Below are 19,046 nucleotides of genomic sequence, written 5' to 3' on the forward strand. Positions count from 1 at the left end.
CATATAATTACAATAAACTGATTGGAGTCTAAGATATACTTCACTATAAAAACCACCAATGGAAGAAAAAAATCTAAAACAGAAATACGCATTAGTCACGGGAGGTTCTCGCGGTATTGGTCGCGCAATATGTATTCAATTGGCAAAAGATTTAGAATATTCCCTTCTTATTAATTATAACGGCAATAAAGAAGCGGCCCTTCAAACCTTGAATGAGGTTAAGGATTTAGGGGGTAAAGGCGAAATTATCCAGTTTAATGTTACTGATGCCGACGCAGTAAATAATGCATTGGAGAAATGGCACGAAGCCAATAAAAACGCTATAATTGAAGTGCTCGTAAACAATGCGGGCATCACTAAAGATGGCCTTTTTATGTGGATGAAACCGGACGATTGGCACAGTGTAGTAAACACAAGTTTAAACGGTTTTTATAATGTTACAAATGCTTTGATTCAAAAATTATTAGTCAACAAATATGGAAGAATTATCAATATGGTTTCAGTTTCTGGCTTAAAGGGAACTGCAGGCCAGGTAAACTATTCTGCTGCAAAAGGAGCTGTTATCGGTGCTACAAAGGCATTGGCGCAGGAGATTGGTAAGCGAAATATTACAGTAAATGCAGTAGCTCCCGGGTTTATTAAAAGTGATATGACCGCAGAACTTGACGAAAAGGAACTCAAAAAAATGATCCCAGCCAACCGTTTTGGCGAAGCGGAAGAAGTAGCTCATTTGGTATGCTTTTTGGCATCTCCACAAGCTTCGTATATTACCGGGGAAGTAATTAATATAAATGGCGGAATTTATTCATAAATCTGAAGGAGACGTGAGAAGAGTAGTTATAACTGGAATGGGCATCTATTCCTGCATAGGCAAAAACTTAGAGGAAGTTAAAGAATCGTTATACAACGGCAAGTCCGGTATTATATACGACGAAAAACGAAAAGAATTCGGCTATCGTTCCTGTTTAACGGGGTGGGTAGAAGAACCTAATTTAAAGGAACAACTTTCTAGAAGGGAGCGCATCAGTTTAGGGCAAGAGGGTGCATTTGCCTACGCTGCAACTGTAGAAGCACTCAAAAACGCCAAAATTGATCAACAATTCCTCGATGAAAACGAAGTGGGAATTCTCTACGGAAACGATAGTACCGTAAAATCTGTGATGGAATCTGTAGATAAGATTCGTGAAAAAAAAGATACAACCCTAGTTGGTTCTGGCGCTATTTTTAAAGCCATGAACTCTACGGTAACAATGAATCTTTCAACTATTTTTAAATTGAAAGGGATTAATTTTACCATAAGTGCTGCTTGTGCCAGTGGTTCCCACTCCATTGGGATGGCTTATTTCTTAATTAAAAATGGGTTGCAGGATTGTATTATTTCAGGCGGAGCGCAAGAAATTAACGAACTCGCAATGGGTAGTTTTGATGGTTTGGGTGTTTTTTCTACACAATCTGACCCCACAAAAGCAAGTCGTCCTTTTGATAAAAATCGCGACGGACTTGTGCCCAGCGGTGGCGCTGCAACCTTGGTAATTGAAAGTTACGAAAGTGCCGTAAAACGTGGTGCGCCAATTTTGGGTGAAATTATTGGGTATGGGTTTTCATCTAATGGAGAACATATTTCAACCCCCAATATTGATGGTCCGGCGAGAGCCATGAAAATGGCGCTGAAACAAGCAAACATCGATGCAGCTAACATTGACTACGTTAACGCCCATGCAACTTCAACACCCGTCGGCGATGCAAATGAAGCGCTTGCAATTATTGATGTCTTTGGCGAAAATGGTCCATGTGTAAGTTCTACAAAATCGATGACGGGTCACGAATGTTGGATGGCTGGAGCGAGCGAGGTAATTTACTCCATGTTAATGATGGAACATTCCTTTGTAGCACCAAATATAAATCTTGAAACACCCGATGAGGCTGCTTCCAAATTAAACCTTGTTAACAAAACGTTAAACAAAAAAATAGATGTATTTTTGTCCAATTCTTTCGGGTTTGGTGGTACCAATTCCGCATTAATTATTAAAAAGTGCACGCATTAAAAATGAATAAAGAAGTTATAGTTGAGAAGATAAACTACTTTTTGGTAGATGAGTTTGAGGTAGAAACCGAAGACATACAACCAAAGGCTAATCTAAAGGAAACTTTGGAATTAGACAGCTTGGATTTTGTAGATTTGGTAGTTGCCATTGAGGCCAATTTTGGCGTAAAATTGACTGGTGAAGATTTCCTTAATGTTATAACACTTCAAGATTTTTACGACCTGATTGAAACGAAAATAAGCTAAATTTTCAATAACTGTTTATGGCAGGTGAGTGGGAAGGTAAAAGCAAAGGAACTGTTTTTGGGTATAAAATTTTTATATTTTTTATTCGCAAATTAGGGATTCGCGCCGCCTACGGACTGCTTTATTTTGTGGCATTATATTACGTTTTCTTTGCAGGCAAAAGCACACGTTCCATATACTACTATTTTCGAAAAAGACTAAAATATTCTTTACTGAAGAGTCTTTTCAGCATTTATAAAAGTTATTACGTTTTCGGAAAAACCATCATAGACAAAGCCGCGATTTCTTCGGGTTTACAAGATAGGTTTACACACGAATGCGATGGAGTAGAGAATATTATAAACCTTCTGGACAAAAATCAGGGCGGCATTTTAATTAGCGCCCACGTGGGTAACTTTGAAATCGCCGAATACTTTTTTGAAGAAATTGATACACGTTCGCAAATTAGCCTTGTTGCTACGGATGCCGAACACGTAAAAATCAAGGAGTATATGGAAAAAGTTACCGTACGTTCCAAGGTGAAATTTATTTTGGTCGAAGAAGATATGTCGCATATTTTTAAAATCCATAATGCGCTAAGCAATGGCGAATTGGTCTGCTTTACGGGCGATAGATTTATGAAGGACCAAAAAATAATGACCGAATCATTGATGGGAGAGAATGCCAATTTTCCCGCCGGCCCATTTTTATTGGCAAGCAGGTTGAACGTGCCCGTGTTGTTTGTTTATGTAATGAAAGAAACTAACAGTCACTATCATTTATACGCCCGTCAAGCGGAAGTAAAAAATCGCGATGCCCAAGGTTTGTTGCAAAAATATACTGAAAGCGTTGAATGGATTTTGAAAAAACATCCCTTGCAATGGTTTAATTATTTCGACTTTTGGGAAACAGATAACGATTCAAAATAAAAACTAAAATGAAAATTTTCACCGAAATAATAACAGACACAGATTTCCTCGGAACGTTAATTCCGCAGAGAGCACCGTTTGTAATGGTAGATAAATTACTTCATTTTGAAGAGAGAAAAGTGGTTGCGGGATTAACTATTTCCGAAGAAAATATTTTTTCGAAAAATAACAAATTCGCCGCCCCCGGTTTAATTGAGCATATGGCTCAAACTGTTGCGCTTTATACAGGTTATCAATTTTTTCTAAGAAAAGAAGCCGCTCCAACTGGTTATATTGGCGCTATTAAAAGTGTTGAAATTTTTGAACTTCCGGATGTTGGCAAAGAACTAAAAACAACTGTAAATATTCTTCACGAAATTATGGGCGTTACATTGATAACCGCTCAAACCGAATGCGAAGGTAAAATTGTTGCTGTCAGCGAAATGAAAACTGTATTGGGCAAAATTTAAAGCACACACACAGCAGAAACCTTTAGCGGGAAAAAATTAATTGTATATTCTGCCAGGAATAATTTATAGTCGAAAAAAATGCTAGCTAATTCTAAAAAAGAAATAAGTTTTACTTCTGAAATACGCGTGCGTTTCACAGAAACCGATCCCTTGGGAATTGTGTGGCACGGCAATTATATTCAGTATTTTGAAGATGGTAGAGAAGCTTTTGGGCGCGAACACGGCATTTCGTATTTAGAACAGAAAGCCAACGGATATACTTCGCCAATCGTAAAATCTTCCTGCGAACACAAGCTACCACTACGCTACGGCGATGTTGCGACCATAAAAACTACTTTTATAGATTCGCCGGCGGCAAAAATGATTTTTAGGTATAGCATTTTTGACCCCAAAGAAAGGTTGGTTTGTATAGGCGAAACCATTCAGGTATTTTTAGATAATGAAGGCAAACTTTCATTGACAAATCCTGACTTTTTTGCACATTGGAAAAAACAAATGGGTCTGTAAAAAATGATTAAAACATATCTTTCATACAACAATATTTATAGCAACTTGGGCTTTGACAGCCATATTGTTGTGGAAAATATTTTGAAAGGAGTTTCGGGCTTGGCTAAACATGACGACCGCTCGCTTTTGCCTGAACCATTCTGTGCTTCCCTAATCTCTTCGGAAGTAATAAAGGAGGAATTCAACAAAATTGCGGATGCTTTAAAGTTTACAAAACTTGAACAAATGCTAATTCTTTCTTTGAAAAAAGTAATTGATGCATCTAATATTCCTTTAAATGAAAGAGTTGGACTTATAATTTCAACTACAAAAGGAAATATTAATGTGCTCGAAAAAGAGAGCGATTTCCCTGAAAGTCGGGCGTATTTAAGCGAATTGGCGAAAGTAATTCAGAATTTTTTCGGCTTTAAAAATGAGGCTATTGTAGTATCCAATGCCTGTGTTTCGGGAGTTTTAGCTATTTCTGTGGCAAAACGTTTTATTTCTGAAGAAAAATACGATCACGTTTTTATAGCCAGTGGCGATTTGGTAACAAAGTTTATTCTTTCTGGCTTTAATTCATTTCAAGCTTTATCTGCCGAACCTTGCAAACCTTTTGATAAAAATAGGGTAGGCATAAACCTCGGGGAAGTTGCCGCAAGTGCTTTGGTTACTACATCAAAAGGAAATCTTCCGAAAGAGGCGGTTGAAATATTGGGAGACGCCACTTGCAACGATGCCAACCATATTTCTGGCCCTTCTCGTACTGGCGAAGGACTTTTCCGCAGTGTAAAAGCTGCGCTTAAGGAGGCAAAGATGGAAGCTTCAAAAATAGATTATATCTCTGCTCACGGCACCGCAACGTCTTTTAATGATGAAATGGAAGCTATCGCTTTTAGTCGTTTGGAAATGGAGCAAGTTCCAATAAATAGTTTAAAAGGATTTTTCGGACATACTTTGGGAGCGTCTGGCTTGTTGGAATCCATTGTGGGAATGCATTCTTTGGAAAAAAATATACTTTTTTCATCCAAAGGGTTTACCGAAATTGGCGTTTCAAAAGATATGAATATCATCAAAAGCAATACACCCAAAAACTTGCAGACATTCCTTAAAACTGCGTCTGGTTTTGGAGGTTGCAACACTGCGGTAATTTTCGCAAAAATAAATAACTAAGCAGAGCGCTAATGTGTAAATCGGTTAAGAAAATAAATTTAAAAAGTTGATTGAGAAATTTCACATAACAAGTTATTCCCACATTAAAAACCATACTGTTTCAGTAAATGGCAAACTGCTTTTTAGTGATACTCCTGAAAATTTTTCAACCTTTATAAAGAATGCTTACAAATTTTTAAATACAGATTATTCCAAGTTTTTTAAAATGGACAATCTTAGCAAACTCGCTTTTTTGGCGGCCGATGTATTGTTGAAGAATGAAAACTTAAACGAAGTAGAAAATAACGTAGCCCTTGTTTTTTCAAACAAAGCTTCCAGTTTAGATACAGATCGAAAACATCAAACTGCTATAGAAAACGATGCTGAATATTACCCCAGTCCAGCGGTTTTTGTTTACACGCTTCCAAATATATGTTTGGGCGAGATAAGTATCAAACACAGCCTGTATTCTGAAAATAGTTTTTTTATCTTTGATCGCTTTAATGCCGAGCATTTGCAACTGTATGCCAACAATTTATTGCGAAGCGGAAAAGCAGAAAAAGTGCTTTGTGGCTGGGTAGATTTTGATGAAAATAGCTACGAAGCTTTCCTTTATTTAGTTGAAAAAAGGGCCGAAATTGAACACAGCATTGAAGAAATAAACAGATTATACAATAAATTATGAGTGACTTAAAGCAAGAATTAAAAGCAAAAATCATTGAACAATTAAATCTCGAAGATGTTTCAGTTGCTGAGATTGCAGATAATGACAAGCTTTTTGGCGACGGTTTAGGTTTAGATTCTATTGATGCTTTAGAACTTATAGTGATGCTAGACAAAGATTACGGCATCCGCTTGAGCGACCCAAAAGAAGGAAGAGAAATTTTTGAATCTGTACAGTCAATGGCAGATTATATTTTAGAACACCGCACAAAATAATTCTTATAAATAGTCTTGAATTGATGGCGTGTTTCATATTTAGCACAGTCAATTTGCGGTCGAATTTTTTAGTACAATCAATAAATGAGCAAAGGCGTAGCCATAACGGGAATGGGTATAATTTCTGCCATTGGCAACAATGTGGCGGAAAATTATAATGCGCTCATAAACGAAAAACAAGGCATTTCTCGCGTTGAAAATATTGAAACTATTCATCGTACTGAAATTATGGTTGGAGAAGTAAAATTTTCTAATGATGAATTGATATTGCAGCTCAGCCTTCCCTCAGAAAACAATTATTCTCGAACAGCATTGCTCGGTGCGATTGCCGCAAAAGAGGCGATTGCGAACGCTGGAATAACCGAAATTAAAAAATACAAAACAGGTATTATTTCTGGCACCACCGTGGGCGGAATGGATATGACCGAAAAATATTATTACGATTACCTGACAGAAAAGCCGCTGCAAAAATACATTGAAAGCCATCACGCTGGAGATTCTACCCAAAAAATCGCTTTACAATTGGGAATTGAAGAAAGCTTGGTAACAACAATAAGCACCGCTTGTTCTTCTGCGGCGAATGCAATTATGCTTGGCGCCCGACTAATAAAATCTGGAAAATTGGATCGTGTTTTGGTGGGCGGGACGGACTGTCTTTCAAAATTTACTATCAACGGTTTTAAAACTTTGATGATTTTGAGCGATAGTTACAATTCTCCTTTCGACGAAAACAGAAAAGGATTGAATCTCGGTGAAGCCGCAGCATTTCTGGTTTTGGAAAGCGACCAAGTTGTAAAAGCCGAAAACAAAAAAGTGCTCGCCTATGTAAAAGGCTACGGAAATGCAAATGATGCTTTCCATCAAACCGCTTCTTCTGAGAATGGAGAAGGCGCAACTTTAGCGATGGAAAAGGCATTGAAAGTTGCAGCTTTAAAACCTTCAGAAATTGATTACATTAACACTCACGGAACAGCCACTGGCAATAACGATCTTTCGGAAGGCCGCGCAATGCAACGAGTTTTTGGTGAATTGATGCCTGATTTCAGTTCCACAAAAGCTTTTACGGGACACACGCTGGCAGCAGCTGGAGCCGTTGAGGCAGTTTATTCCGTTTTAGCACTTCAAAATAATGTGATTTTCCCAAACTTAAACTTTAAAACCCCGATGAAGGAATTTTCATTGGTACCGCAAACGGAATTGAAAGAAAAGGAATTGAAATCGGTGCTTTCAAATTCACTTGGTTTTGGAGGAAATTGTTCAACCGTAATATTTTCAAAAGAAGCGTAATGAAGAAAGTTTACATAAACAGCATCGCTTCTATTTCGCCTCAAAAAACTTTTGATAACACTTCTTTTTTGGATGAAATTATTGATTATAAAGACCCTATAATTTTCGCCCAAAATCCAGATTACAAACAATATATTTCGCCAATTGCTGCCCGCCGAATGGCCAAAGGCATTAAAATGGGTGTGGTCGCTTCAAAAATTGTGATGGCTGAAGCCGGAATTGAAACCGTTGACGCAATTATTACTGGCACTGGATTGGGCTGTATGATTGAGACGGGAAAATTTGTGAGCGCTATTATCGATAACAATGAAGAATATTTGACACCCACCGCTTTTATTCAAAGTACGCACAATACGGTTGCTGGCCAGATTGCGCTGGGATTGGAATGCAAAGCTTATAATTTTACTTATGTGCATTCGGCAATTTCCTTTGAATCTGCTTTGCTCGATGCCAAAATGCAATTAGAAAATGAAGAAGCAGCAAATATATTAGTGGGCGGCGTTGAGGAATTGGAAGAACATACTATAAAAGCTCATCGCATTATTAACCATATAAAGCGTGAAGACGCAACTATTTCCAGTGTTTTAGACGCTAAAACCGAAGGTGCTGTTTTTAGTGAAGGCGCAAATTTCTTTGTGGTTTCAAATGAAAAAAAACAATCTTGTTATGCTGAATTGCTCGCGGTTGAAACTTATAATACGCTTCAAAAAGAAAAGGTTTCAAAAACCATCGAAAGCTTTTTAGAAGAAAATAATTTGAAAGTGGAAGATGTTGATGTTGTGATTTCAGGAAACAATGGCGATGTAAATTTTGACGATTATTATCGCCAACTTTCCGATGGGATTTTCAGAAATAGCCAACAAGTTTTTTACAAACATTTAGTTGGCGAAAACTATACTGTTTCTGCTTTCGGGCTTTGGCTTGCTTCCAAAATATTGAAATCGCAGACCATTCCCGAAATCGTAAAAATTAACGCCATTAAGCTTACCGAAATTAAAACGGTTTTGTGTTACAATCAATACCGCGGTGAAAACCATAGTTTAATTCTGCTGAAAAAATGTTGAGATTTTACACCATAAACGCGTTGGCTTTAGTAATCTTTTTTGGATTGCTGCTCGCAGGTTTTTTTGGCGATATTCCGGCTTGGTTGTATGTTTTGTTCGTACTTATTTGGATAATCATTACTGCAATCGGGTCTTTTCAAATTAAGTTGAATTATCATTTTCAATCCTTAAATCACAACTATAAAGTTTCAAAAAATTATATTTCAATCACTTTTGATGACGGTCCAAACCCAGATTTCACGCTAAAAGTTTTATCGCTTTTAAAAGCGCACAACGCAAAAGCTACTTTCTTTTTAATCGGTAAAAATGCGGAAAACCACGCGGAAATAGTTCGTCAAATTATTGATGAAGGCCACACAATCGGGAATCATTCGTATTCACATTCCAAAAATTTCGGGTTTTATTCTGCAGAAAAAATTGTTGCAGAATTGAAACAAACCAATTCAATTCTTAAAGAAATCACGGGGAAGGAAATGAAAATGTTTCGTCCACCTTTTGGCGTAACCAATCCGAATATTAAAAAGGCTTTAAAAAGCTCGGAACATTTTTCAGTCGGCTGGAGTAAACGCAGTTTGGACACCACAAATATTTCCGAAGAAAAAATCTTAAAACGAATTACTACCAACCTAAAAAAGGGCGATATCATTCTGCTCCACGATAGCAGTGCAAAAACGCTAGCTGTGTTGGAACAGTTATTGCTATTTTTGCAATCGCACAAATTGCAGTCGGTTCCGGTGGACCGCTTATTTGAAATTGAAGCTTATGCGTAATTATTTTCTATTACTATTTTTTATTATTGGCGGCTCGCTTCAAGCGCAGGAAACTGCAATGAATACTTCTGAAATTGCTTCTTTTAAAGAAAAAGTAATCGCTACGGCAAAAACAACCAAAACGATAAAGACCGATTTTGTGCAATACAAACACCTCGACTTTTTAACGGAAGATGTAAAAACGTCGGGAAAAATGGTTTTTAAAGCGCCCAATTTGGTAAAGTGGGAATACACCAACCCATACCAATACAGTGTAATTTTCAAGGAAGATCAACTGCTCATCAATGATGGCGGTACTAAAAGTAAAGTGGATATTGGTAATAGTAAACTTTTCAAAAAACTGAACCAATTAATTGTAAGTAGCGTGAAAGGGAATATGTTTAATGATGCGGATTTTACGGTTTCCTTCTTTAAATCTTCAAAAAGTATTAAAGCGGTATTTATTCCGAAAGACAAAAAAATAGCCGGTTACATAGCGTCCTTTGAGCTGCTTTTTAATAAAGATGATGCGCAGGTTTACGAGGTAAAAATGGTGGAGCCATCGCAGGATTTTACGCGAATTATTTTCAGTAATCGCGTTTTAAATAACACAGTAAATGATTCGGTTTTTAGCAATTAGTTTTTTCGCAATTGTAGCATTGGCGTCGTGCTCTTTAAAAACTACGGAAGGATTGCGGCAAGTGCAATTCACGAAAACTACAGTTGAAAACCCTTATTTTTCAAATACAGAAATTGATTATGTGTATAAAGCGAAAATTGCTGTTTATGGTAAAAATTTTGGAGGAATATTGATTGTAAAAAGAATTGCTCCCGAAAATCACCGCGTTGTTTTTACAACCGAATTTGGTAGCAAAATGTTCGATTTTCAGTTTGAGGACGATACTTTTACGAAGCATTTTGTAGTGGAAGATTTAGATAAAAAATTTATTATTAATGTTTTAAAGGACGATTTTAAATTGTTAGTAAACGAAAGTGCTGAGGTTATAACAGTTTATGAAACCGAAAATCAAAGGCTTTATAAAACACAATTAGATAAAAGTTTCAATTTTTATTTTCTGAACAACAAGAATGATAAGCTCGATAAAATTGTAAATACATCAAAATCGAAAGAAAAAGTGGTGATTAATTTTACTTCTTCCGAAGAAAATATTGCGGAGATAATTACAATAAAACACAGCAATATTAAGCTAGTGATAGACTTGGAAAAATTCAAAAATGAATAATCTCCGGAGATTAATTTTCTAAAAAGCGGGAAATTCCCGAACTCCATAATTCAATTAAAACAAATATGTTAATAGAAGGATTATATAAAGTTATTAGTACCGAGACTACGGTCGACGGAATTTTGGCAACGATTCAATTAAACGAGAAACATGCGATTTTTAAAGGGCATTTTCCAGGAAATCCAGTAATGCCGGGTGTTTGTATGATTCAAATTATACAAGAATTGACTGAAGATAAAACGGGTAAAAATTTATTATTGGCTGTTTCGTCCAATATCAAATTCACGGCAATTATTAATCCTAAAAAAAATGCTGTATTGAAAATTTCTATTGATATTACTGAAGAAAATGGAGAAGTGAAAGTGAAAAACATTACTTCTTTCGATGAAACAGTTGCGCTAAAGTTGAATGCTACTTTTAAGGTTATTGAATTATGAGGTATATAATAATTTTCTTATTTATTGGGTGTTCAAATGTATTTGCCCAGGATATTATCTTTTCAAAATCAGAAAAGAAAATTGAAGCTAAAATAATTGAAGCCAACGACGAGGGCTTTAAATATAAAAGCGCACAAAACCCTGACGGACCTACATATACTATTGCAAGATCTGAAATAAAAGAAATCGTTTTTGAGAATGGCTCGGTTGAAGTTTTTCGGAAAGCTCCGCCGCCATCTCCTCTTTCCATTGAAGAAGTAAAGTCCATAATTTTACAAAAAATAAATAGGTGTGCCTTTGATCTTAAAAGTGCTAGTCGCCCATATCGCGCCAGTTTTGAAGGAGATTATCTGAAATTAGGGATTATGAGAAGTCGCTTGGATGAATATTACATTGATCCGGTTTTGTATGATTTTTCCAGAGCGTATGACTTCCAAGATATTTCTTATCGCTCCAATGGAGCATTCATAAATGTATTTGTAGGTTTTCTTAATAAAAAGGGAAAAGTTGAAAAAGTCAAATTGGTAATTCGGGTGATGGAACAGAATCAAGCCGAAGAAATTGTAATATTTCTTAAAATTTACAATAGATTTCTGGCTGAAAAGAATATTGGGATTGATTAACGCTGAACCTTTTGGTGTTTAATCATTTTCTGAAATCTTGAAAACTTATAGTCGAATAACATATTTTTACCCAAACTAGATTTGTAATTTATAATCATCAATGAGCCAAAAACCATTTTCAGAAAAATTAAAAACACTGAAATGCTGCGTGATTATACCCACTTACAATAATTCCAAAACGCTGCAAAGAGTCATTGAAGAGGTTTTAGTTTATACGGAAAATGTAATAGTTGTAAACGATGGTTCCACAGATTCTACGGCAGAGATATTGTCTCAGTTTCCGCAAATTCCGCAAATACATATTTCAAAAAATAGGGGGAAAGGCAATGCGCTGCGCCAAGGTTTTAAACAAGCCGATAATTGGGGTTTTCATTATGCAATCACTATAGACAGTGATGGGCAGCATTTTCCCGAAGATATTCCAGCGTTTATTGAAGCATTGGAAAAAGATTCAAATAAAGAAATTCTACTCATCGGAGCGAGGAATATGACTCAGTTGGGCGTTCCTAAAAAAAGTGGTTTTGGGAACAAATTCTCCAACTTTTGGTTTTGGGTTGAAACTGGAACGCGCTTGCAGGACACCCAATCAGGCTTTCGACTGTACCCGCTTTTTGCAATGAAAAAGCTGAAATTTTACACTCAAAAATTTGAATTTGAAATTGAAGCCATTGTAAAAGCGGCTTGGCACGGTATTGAAGTGAAAAACATACCGATAAAAATTCATTACGAAACAGAAGATAGGGTTTCGCATTTTCGTCCGTTTAAGGATTTCACGCGTATCAGCATTTTAAATACTTGGTTAGTAATCCTAACATTTCTTTATATAAAACCTCGAGATATTTTCAGAAAATTGAAAAAAAAAGGTCTCAAGCGTTTTATTATGGAAGACTTTTTGGGAAGTGACGACTCCGCTGAAAAAAAGGCATTTTCCATTGCACTTGGCGTTTTTATTGGTCTTTCACCGCTTTGGGGTTTTCACACAGTTGTGGTACTTTTTTTGGCAATACTTTTTAACTTGAACAAAGTAATTGCCTTTGCATTTAGTAACGTTAGTATTCCGCCTTTCATTCCGCTTATTCTTTTTATCAGCTTAAAATTGGGGAGTTGGTTGTTGGGTGAAAACTTTGTGCTTACCATTAGCGAAATTGAACCAAGTATGGAGTTGGTGAAATATTTAAAATCCTATATTGTTGGCAGTTTTGTTCTTTCAGTTTCAGCGTCTATTTTTTGTGGATTGATGGGTTATGTGTTTTTGACGTTTTTTGAAAGGAAAAAGATTTTGGACAATGGGTAAATGGTTTTTTAAAAGGTATCAATTTCTGCTGAAAAATAAAGTGGGCAGCGTATTGCTGCTGCTTTTGGTGCTTTTTGGACTTGCTTTTTTTGTATCCAAAATTCGGTTTGAAGAAGATATTTCGAAACTTATTCCTATTAATGAAGATGCTAAAAATCTTCAAAAAGTACTGAAGACAGTTAATTTTACCGATAAGATTATAGTAAATATCCACCGAAGTGATTATGCTAAAATCCAAGATTTAACCGAATATGCCACGGAGTTTTTGGATAGTTTAAATACCCAAACTGGAGATTACATTAAAAACATTCGCGGAAAAGTAAATGATGACGATTTTCAGCGCACGATGAATTTTGTGTATGAAAATCTACCGCTTTTTCTAGAAAAGGAAGATTATAAAATTATTGCAGAAAAACTTCAAAAAGACAGTGTTTCCACCATAACCGAAGCTAATTTCAGAACACTTATTTCACCTTCGGGCATTGTTTCAAAAGATTTTATTTTGAAAGACCCGCTGGGACTTTCCTTTATTGCATTAAAGAAATTGCGAGAACTTGGCGTAACCGATGATTTTATATTGAAAGACGGTTTCCTAATTAGTAAAGATGAGAAGAACATTCTTCTTTTTATAACCCCAAAATTTGGAAGCAGCGAAACCGCTGAAAACACCCACTTTGCTGAAAAACTTTATACGCTTCAAAATTCGTTAAATAAAAAATATTCTGGAACGGTGAGCAGCGAGTATTTTGGCGCGGCACTTATAGCCGTTGCCAATGCGGCCCAAATTAAAAGCGACATTCAATTAACAGTAGGCGTCGCAATGACACTGCTAATTTTGGTGTTTATTTTTTACTATAGAAAAATTTACGTTCCCGTTATTCTCTTTATCCCAACCATTTTTGGAGGCTTGCTAGCGGTAACTTTATTATATTTTCTGCGACAGGAAATTTCTGCGATATCACTCGGGATTGGTTCGGTTTTACTGGGCGTAACATTAGATTACTCATTGCATATTTTAACCCACATTCGCAATAATGAAACGCTGGAAAGTCTGTATAAAGATGTAGCCGAACCCATTTTAATGAGTAGCTTAACTACTGCTTTAGCGTTTTTATGTCTCTTGTTTTTAGATTCGCAAGCATTGCAAGATTTAGGCATTTTTGCCGCCGTTAGTGTCTTGGGAGCTTCGGTTTTTGCGCTATTTTTTATACCATTGGTTTACAAAAATCCACTTTCTCGGAAACAGCAAATCAACGTTTTAGACAGAGTTGCAGAATATCCTTTTCACAAGAATAAATGGTTGCTTATAGGTCTAGCAGCTGTATTGGTTGTGAGTGTTTTCAGCTTTCAACGTGTGAAATTCGATAAAGATATTTCAAAATTAAATTATGAACCCGAAGAAATAAAAGCTGCAATGCAGCATTTGGATGAACTCACTGATATTTCTTCAAAATCGATTTATCTCGCAACCTACGGCAAGTCTGTAGAAGGCACTTTACAACTGAATGATTCCATTCACGAAAAACTGGAATTGTTGAAGAGCGAAGGAAGGATTAAAAGTTTTAGTTCTATTGGTGCATTGGTGCATTCGCAGCGGGATCAACGTGAAAAAATTGCTGAGTGGAAGCAATTTTGGGGCGAAACCCGAAAAGAGAGTACGCAAATTAACTTAATAGAAAGTGGTGTTAAACGCGGTTTTAAACCTACAACTTTCACACAGTTTTACACTTTTTTAGAGAAAGACTTTGAAACTCTAAAACCAGAAGATTATCAGCAAATTCCTTCAGTTCTTTTGGAGGATTATATAACCACGAAGGCTGATTTTACCACAATTACTACAGTAATAAAACTAGAAGATGAGAACACTTCGGAAATAAAAAGTGTTTTCAAAAACATTGCAAACACACTCGTAATAGACCGCCAGGAAATGAACGAGACTTTTTTAGGCAATTTAAAAAATGACTTCAATAGTTTAATTGGGTATTGTTTGATTGCCGTGCTACTGATACTTCTTCTATTCTTTAGAAGTTTGTCGCTTACTCTAGTTACTGCTGCTCCCATTTTTCTAACTTGGTTTTTGACCTTGGGAATAATGGGTCTTTTTCACATTCAATTCAACATTTTTAATATTATTATTTCCACTTTTATCTTTGGACTTGGCATCGATTATAGCATTTTTATGACCAAAGGTTTGCTGAAAGAATTGGCCACTGGCGAAAAAGTAATGGCAACACACAAAACCTCCATAATGCTTTCTGTGTTGACCACAATTTTGGGGGTTGGCGTATTAATTTTTGCGAAACATCCTGCTTTATATTCTATTTCTATCGTTTCGATTATTGGGATTTTTTCAGCAATGATAACTGCATTTACGGTGCAGCCATTGCTTTTTAAACTATTTATTGGCAGTCGCACAAAGCGTCCCATTAGCCCGAGAATGTTTATTCATTCTGTACTTTCATTTGGCTATTTCGGACTTGGTGGTATTTTGCTTTCAATTTACAGCGTAACCTTACTGCCGCTATTGCCTATCAACAAAAAAAACAAAATGAGTTGGTTACATAAAGTGATTTCAAAATATATGAAATCCGTTCTTTACACCAACCCATTTGTAGTGAAAAAGGTAATAAATGAAACTGCTGAAGATTTCTCAAAACCGGCTGTAATTATCGCAAATCACACCTCTTTTCTCGATATTTTGGCGGTTGGAATGTTGCATCCTAAAATTTGTTTTTTGGTGAATGATTGGGTTTATAATTCGCCAGTTTTTGGGAAAGTTGTGCAGCGAGCAGATTTTTATCCGGTTTCTAGCGGTATCGAAAACAGTTTGGAACCACTTCAGAAAAAAATAGATCAAGGGTATTCATTGATGATTTTTCCCGAAGGTTCCCGCAGCCCAACCAATAAAATTAAGCGTTTTCACAAAGGAGCGTTTTATTTGGCGAATGAATTTAATTTAGATATTCTGCCAGTTTTAATACACGGAAATAGCGAAGTTAACCCCAAGGGAAGTTTTATAATAAAAGACGGAAGTATTACGGTAGAAATTTTAGCGCGAATTAAGGCCGAGGACAATACTTTGGGAGAAAACCATAGTCAGCAAGCAAAAAAAGTTGGCGCATTTTTCAAAAGTGAATTTTTAAAACTTCGTGAAAAGATGGAAGGTCCTACGTATTTTCATAAAATTGTTTTGGAAGAATTTCGCTATAAAGGCGATACACTTTTTAAGAATGTAAAAAGGGATTTAAGTGAAAGTGCGGAAACGTATTTTGAAATTATCCGCCAAGTTGAAAAAAGGGGAAACATTTTACATATCTCGGAAGATTTTGGGCAGTTAGATTTTCTTTTGGCCCTAGATGGACCCGATCGAAAAATTTTCAGTTTAATTGAAAGTTCTGAAATTAGATCGACACTTCAAAATAGTTATATCTCCCAAAAATTCGGGAGACTTAACTTTATAGATTCGGTGGAAGATTCATTGCCTTCAAACGTAAAAACTTTAATACTAAGTTCGGCGGAAATCTCATCAAAGGTGATTGAACAAATCCCCAATCTTCCAATAGATACGATAGTTTTACTGAAAAATGCTCTAGCAAACAACACAGAAGTTATGGATACTTTAGGATTTCAAATGGTGTATCGGGCTGCTAATATTAGTATCTTTAAACCATCCGGAAACAAGGCAGAATGAATGAAAAATTTGATGTAGTAATTATTGGAAGTGGCCTTGGCGGGCTGGTTTCTGGAATTATTCTTGCCAAAGAAGGCTACAGTGTTTGCGTACTCGAAAAAAACCAGCAGTTTGGCGGCAATCTACAAACATTTGTTCGCGACAAAACTATTTTTGATACAGGAGTGCACTACATTGGCGGACTTTCCGAAGGTCAAAATCTGTATAGCTATTTCAAGTATTTAGATATTCTAGACGACATTACGCTAAAAAAGATGGACGAAGATGGATTCGACGTTATCACTTTTGACAATGATCCGAAAGAATACAGGCACGCTCAGGGTTACGAAAACTTCAAAAAAATCTTACTTGCCGATTTCCCCGAAGAAAAAAAAGCGATAGCAGCGTATTGTAAAAAAATGCAGGAAATATGCAACTGTTTTCCGCTTTACAAGCTAAAACTTGGAAAACCGTATTATGAAAACACCTCCTTATTTGAGTTGAAAGCGAAGGATTTTATAGAATCTCTTACTAAAAACGAAAAGCTGCGAGCGGTTTTAGGCGGAAGCAATTTGCTGTATGCTGGAGAAAGTGAGCGCACCCCTTTTTATATGCACGCGCTTTCGGTGAATTCGTACATTGAAAGCTCCTACCGTTGTATTAACGGAGGAAGCCAAATAACCAAAGCGCTTTTGGATAGATTGCGCGAAAATGGTGGCAAAGCTTTTAAAAGGCACGAAGTAACTAAATTCAACACGGAAAATGGAGTGGTTACTTCGGTGGAGACAGCGAATGGAAAAACTATAGAGGGTGATAAATTTATTTCGAATATCGATCCAAAAATAACGCTGCAATTAATTGGACAACAAAATTTTAGAAAATCCTTCACAAGAAGGATCGAAAATATTGAAAGCACAATCGCGGCTTTTAGTCTTTATTTGGTAATGAAACCAGATTGTTTTAAATACATAAATCACAATTACTACCACTTTAAAGATTATCGTAACACTTGGAATGCCTACGATTATACACAAGAAAGCTGGCCTGAAAATTATATGGTTTCCATGGGAATCAAAAAGGATACAGAGGAATTTGGCGATAATATGACGGTGATGACCTATATGCGTTTTAGCGAAATGGAACCTTGGTTAGACACCTTTAATACGGCCGCCCAAAAAAATGATAGAGGACAGACGTACGAAGAATTTAAAGCCTACAAATCTGAGATAATCATTAAAGAACTCGAGAAAAAATTTCCTAATCTTCGTGATTGCATTGAGTCTATTTACGCGTCAACCCCTTTGTCTTATCGGGATTATATTGGCAGTAATAATGGTTCTATGTATGGTTATGTAAAGGATGCAAACAATCCTTTAAAGTCTTTTATTTCGCCCCGTACGAAAGTGAAAAACCTATTCTTTACTGGGCAAAGTTTAAATATGCACGGTATTTTGGGCGTTACCATTAGTGGTGTGGTTACTTGTTCAGAAATATTGGGAGGCGAATATTTGCTGAATAAAATACTGGAAGCCACTAAAAAAGAAGAAATTACTTAAACGCGTTGTGATATGGGGATAATCAGAACAACACCAATTCAAAGAATTCGAAATATTTCTAAAGAGGATTTCATTGAAAATTATTACAAACCCCAAAAGCCAGTTTTAATTGAAGGCTTGACCGAAGACTGGGAGGCTTTTCAAAAATGGAATTTAGATTATATTCAGCAGCATGCCGGCGATCAGATTGTTCCACTTTACAACAACGAACCAACCAAAGGAAAGCAAAATTCTGCCGAACCCGCCACCGAAATGAAAATGTCAGATTACATTGAATTAATTAAAACCAAACCAACCAATCTGCGTATTTTCTTCTACGATTTAAAGATGAAATTGCCAGAACTTTTAAAGGATTTTGAATATCCCGATATCGGTTTAAAATTCTTCAAACGGCTGCCCGTGCTTTTCTTTGGCGGCGAAGGTTCCAAAGTTTTACCACACTACGATATGGATTTGGCAGATTTGGTGCATTTTCATTTTCACGGCACTAAAAGCGTGATGCTTTTTTCCCCCGAACAAACTAAATATTTGTACAAAATACCTTTCGCGGTGCACAATTTAGAAAGCATAGATTTAGACAATCCAGATTTTGAGAAATATCCGGCTTTAGAATATTTGGAAGGCGTTCACACAACAATGAAACACGGCGATGCGCTTTATATGCCAAGCGGCTACTGGCATTTTATAAAATATTTGAACGGTGGTTTTTCAATGACGCTTCGTGCGTTTCCAAGACACCCAAAAAGGATTGTAAATATGCTTTACAATGTGTTTTTTATGCGGCATTTTGAAAATGTAATGAGGAAATCTCTTGGCCAAAAATGGCTGGATTACAAGGAAAACAAGGCTTTTACACAAACAAATAATAGGGCTGCAAAACTGAAAAAAACAAGATAGT

General features: G+C 36.3%; 20 protein-coding genes. All 20 read left to right on the forward strand.

Annotated elements, in window-relative coordinates; translation table 11 throughout:
* The first annotated feature begins 58 nt into the window (after positions 1-58).
* The 20 genes from flxB (at position 59) to AC3RVG_RS06630 (ending at position 19,045) form a co-directional block, all read left to right on the forward strand.
* Positions 59-811 carry a flexirubin biosynthesis SDR family reductase FlxB gene (flxB, locus tag AC3RVG_RS06535; protein ID WP_489690632.1) on the forward strand — a complete coding sequence of 251 codons (753 nt, stop codon included), beginning with the start codon at positions 59-61 and terminating at the stop codon, positions 809-811.
* Positions 792-2,045 (forward strand): beta-ketoacyl-[acyl-carrier-protein] synthase family protein, encoded by a 1,254-nt coding sequence (locus AC3RVG_RS06540; RefSeq protein ID WP_489690633.1) that lies wholly within the window; start codon positions 792-794, stop codon positions 2,043-2,045. The genes flxB and AC3RVG_RS06540 overlap by 20 nt, the downstream gene beginning before the upstream one ends.
* A 2-nt stretch (positions 2,046-2,047) precedes the next feature.
* Positions 2,048-2,290, forward strand: coding sequence for an acyl carrier protein (locus AC3RVG_RS06545; protein WP_489690634.1), 243 nt, complete (start codon positions 2,048-2,050; stop codon positions 2,288-2,290).
* Positions 2,291-2,307: 17 nt separating this feature from the next.
* Complete coding sequence (locus AC3RVG_RS06550; protein ID WP_489690635.1) at positions 2,308-3,198, forward strand: lysophospholipid acyltransferase family protein; 891 nt, start codon at positions 2,308-2,310, stop codon at positions 3,196-3,198.
* An 8-nt stretch (positions 3,199-3,206) separates the two neighbouring features.
* Positions 3,207-3,647, forward strand: coding sequence for a hotdog family protein (locus tag AC3RVG_RS06555; protein WP_489690636.1), 441 nt, complete (start codon positions 3,207-3,209; stop codon positions 3,645-3,647).
* Positions 3,648-3,725: 78 nt separating this feature from the next.
* A complete protein-coding gene (locus AC3RVG_RS06560) occupies positions 3,726-4,154 on the forward strand; it encodes an acyl-CoA thioesterase (RefSeq protein WP_489690637.1) in 429 nt (142 codons plus the stop codon).
* Between the two features lie 3 nt (positions 4,155-4,157).
* A complete protein-coding gene (locus AC3RVG_RS06565; protein WP_489690638.1) occupies positions 4,158-5,306 on the forward strand; it encodes a beta-ketoacyl synthase N-terminal-like domain-containing protein in 1,149 nt (382 codons plus the stop codon).
* Positions 5,307-5,352: 46 nt separating this feature from the next.
* Complete coding sequence (locus AC3RVG_RS06570) at positions 5,353-5,970, forward strand: 3-oxoacyl-ACP synthase (RefSeq protein WP_489690639.1); 618 nt, start codon at positions 5,353-5,355, stop codon at positions 5,968-5,970.
* On the forward strand, positions 5,967-6,224 hold the full coding sequence (locus tag AC3RVG_RS06575; protein WP_489690640.1) for a phosphopantetheine-binding protein: 258 nt from the start codon (positions 5,967-5,969) through the stop codon (positions 6,222-6,224). Before AC3RVG_RS06570 ends, AC3RVG_RS06575 begins: the two co-directional genes overlap by 4 nt.
* 84 nt (positions 6,225-6,308) lie before the next feature.
* The gene (locus tag AC3RVG_RS06580) at positions 6,309-7,511 is read left to right on the forward strand and encodes a beta-ketoacyl-[acyl-carrier-protein] synthase family protein (RefSeq protein ID WP_489690641.1); all 1,203 of its coding nucleotides are present in this window, start codon (positions 6,309-6,311) and stop codon (positions 7,509-7,511) included.
* A complete protein-coding gene (locus AC3RVG_RS06585) occupies positions 7,511-8,575 on the forward strand; it encodes a beta-ketoacyl synthase N-terminal-like domain-containing protein (RefSeq protein WP_489690642.1) in 1,065 nt (354 codons plus the stop codon). Before AC3RVG_RS06580 ends, AC3RVG_RS06585 begins: the two co-directional genes overlap by 1 nt.
* Positions 8,569-9,345, forward strand: a complete 777-nt coding sequence (locus AC3RVG_RS06590) for a polysaccharide deacetylase family protein (protein WP_489690643.1) — start codon at positions 8,569-8,571, stop codon at positions 9,343-9,345. Before AC3RVG_RS06585 ends, AC3RVG_RS06590 begins: the two co-directional genes overlap by 7 nt.
* Positions 9,338-9,964 carry a flexirubin biosynthesis/transport protein LolA2 gene (gene lolA2 / locus AC3RVG_RS06595; RefSeq protein ID WP_489690644.1) on the forward strand — a complete coding sequence of 209 codons (627 nt, stop codon included), beginning with the start codon at positions 9,338-9,340 and terminating at the stop codon, positions 9,962-9,964. Before AC3RVG_RS06590 ends, lolA2 begins: the two co-directional genes overlap by 8 nt.
* Positions 9,942-10,568, forward strand: coding sequence for a flexirubin biosynthesis protein LolB2 (lolB2, locus tag AC3RVG_RS06600; protein WP_489690645.1), 627 nt, complete (start codon positions 9,942-9,944; stop codon positions 10,566-10,568). The genes lolA2 and lolB2 overlap by 23 nt, the downstream gene beginning before the upstream one ends.
* Positions 10,569-10,633: 65 nt before the next feature.
* Positions 10,634-11,005, forward strand: a complete 372-nt coding sequence (locus AC3RVG_RS06605; RefSeq protein ID WP_489690646.1) for an ApeI family dehydratase — start codon at positions 10,634-10,636, stop codon at positions 11,003-11,005.
* Entirely contained in the window at positions 11,002-11,628 is a 627-nt protein-coding gene (locus tag AC3RVG_RS06610; RefSeq protein ID WP_489690647.1) for a hypothetical protein, read from the forward strand. Before AC3RVG_RS06605 ends, AC3RVG_RS06610 begins: the two co-directional genes overlap by 4 nt.
* 100 nt (positions 11,629-11,728) lie before the next feature.
* Positions 11,729-12,922, forward strand: a complete 1,194-nt coding sequence (locus tag AC3RVG_RS06615) for a DUF2062 domain-containing protein (RefSeq protein ID WP_489690648.1) — start codon at positions 11,729-11,731, stop codon at positions 12,920-12,922.
* Positions 12,915-16,613: an MMPL family transporter gene (locus tag AC3RVG_RS06620; RefSeq protein WP_489690649.1), complete on the forward strand. Its 3,699-nt coding sequence runs from the start codon at positions 12,915-12,917 to the stop codon at positions 16,611-16,613. Before AC3RVG_RS06615 ends, AC3RVG_RS06620 begins: the two co-directional genes overlap by 8 nt.
* On the forward strand, positions 16,610-18,148 hold the full coding sequence (locus tag AC3RVG_RS06625) for a phytoene desaturase family protein (RefSeq protein ID WP_489690650.1): 1,539 nt from the start codon (positions 16,610-16,612) through the stop codon (positions 18,146-18,148). The genes AC3RVG_RS06620 and AC3RVG_RS06625 overlap by 4 nt, the downstream gene beginning before the upstream one ends.
* Before the next feature lie 12 nt (positions 18,149-18,160).
* Positions 18,161-19,045 carry a cupin-like domain-containing protein gene (locus AC3RVG_RS06630; RefSeq protein ID WP_489690651.1) on the forward strand — a complete coding sequence of 295 codons (885 nt, stop codon included), beginning with the start codon at positions 18,161-18,163 and terminating at the stop codon, positions 19,043-19,045.
* The last annotated feature ends 1 nt before the right edge of the window (position 19,046 follow it).

Source organism: Aequorivita sp. IT1282, from assembly GCF_058068205.1.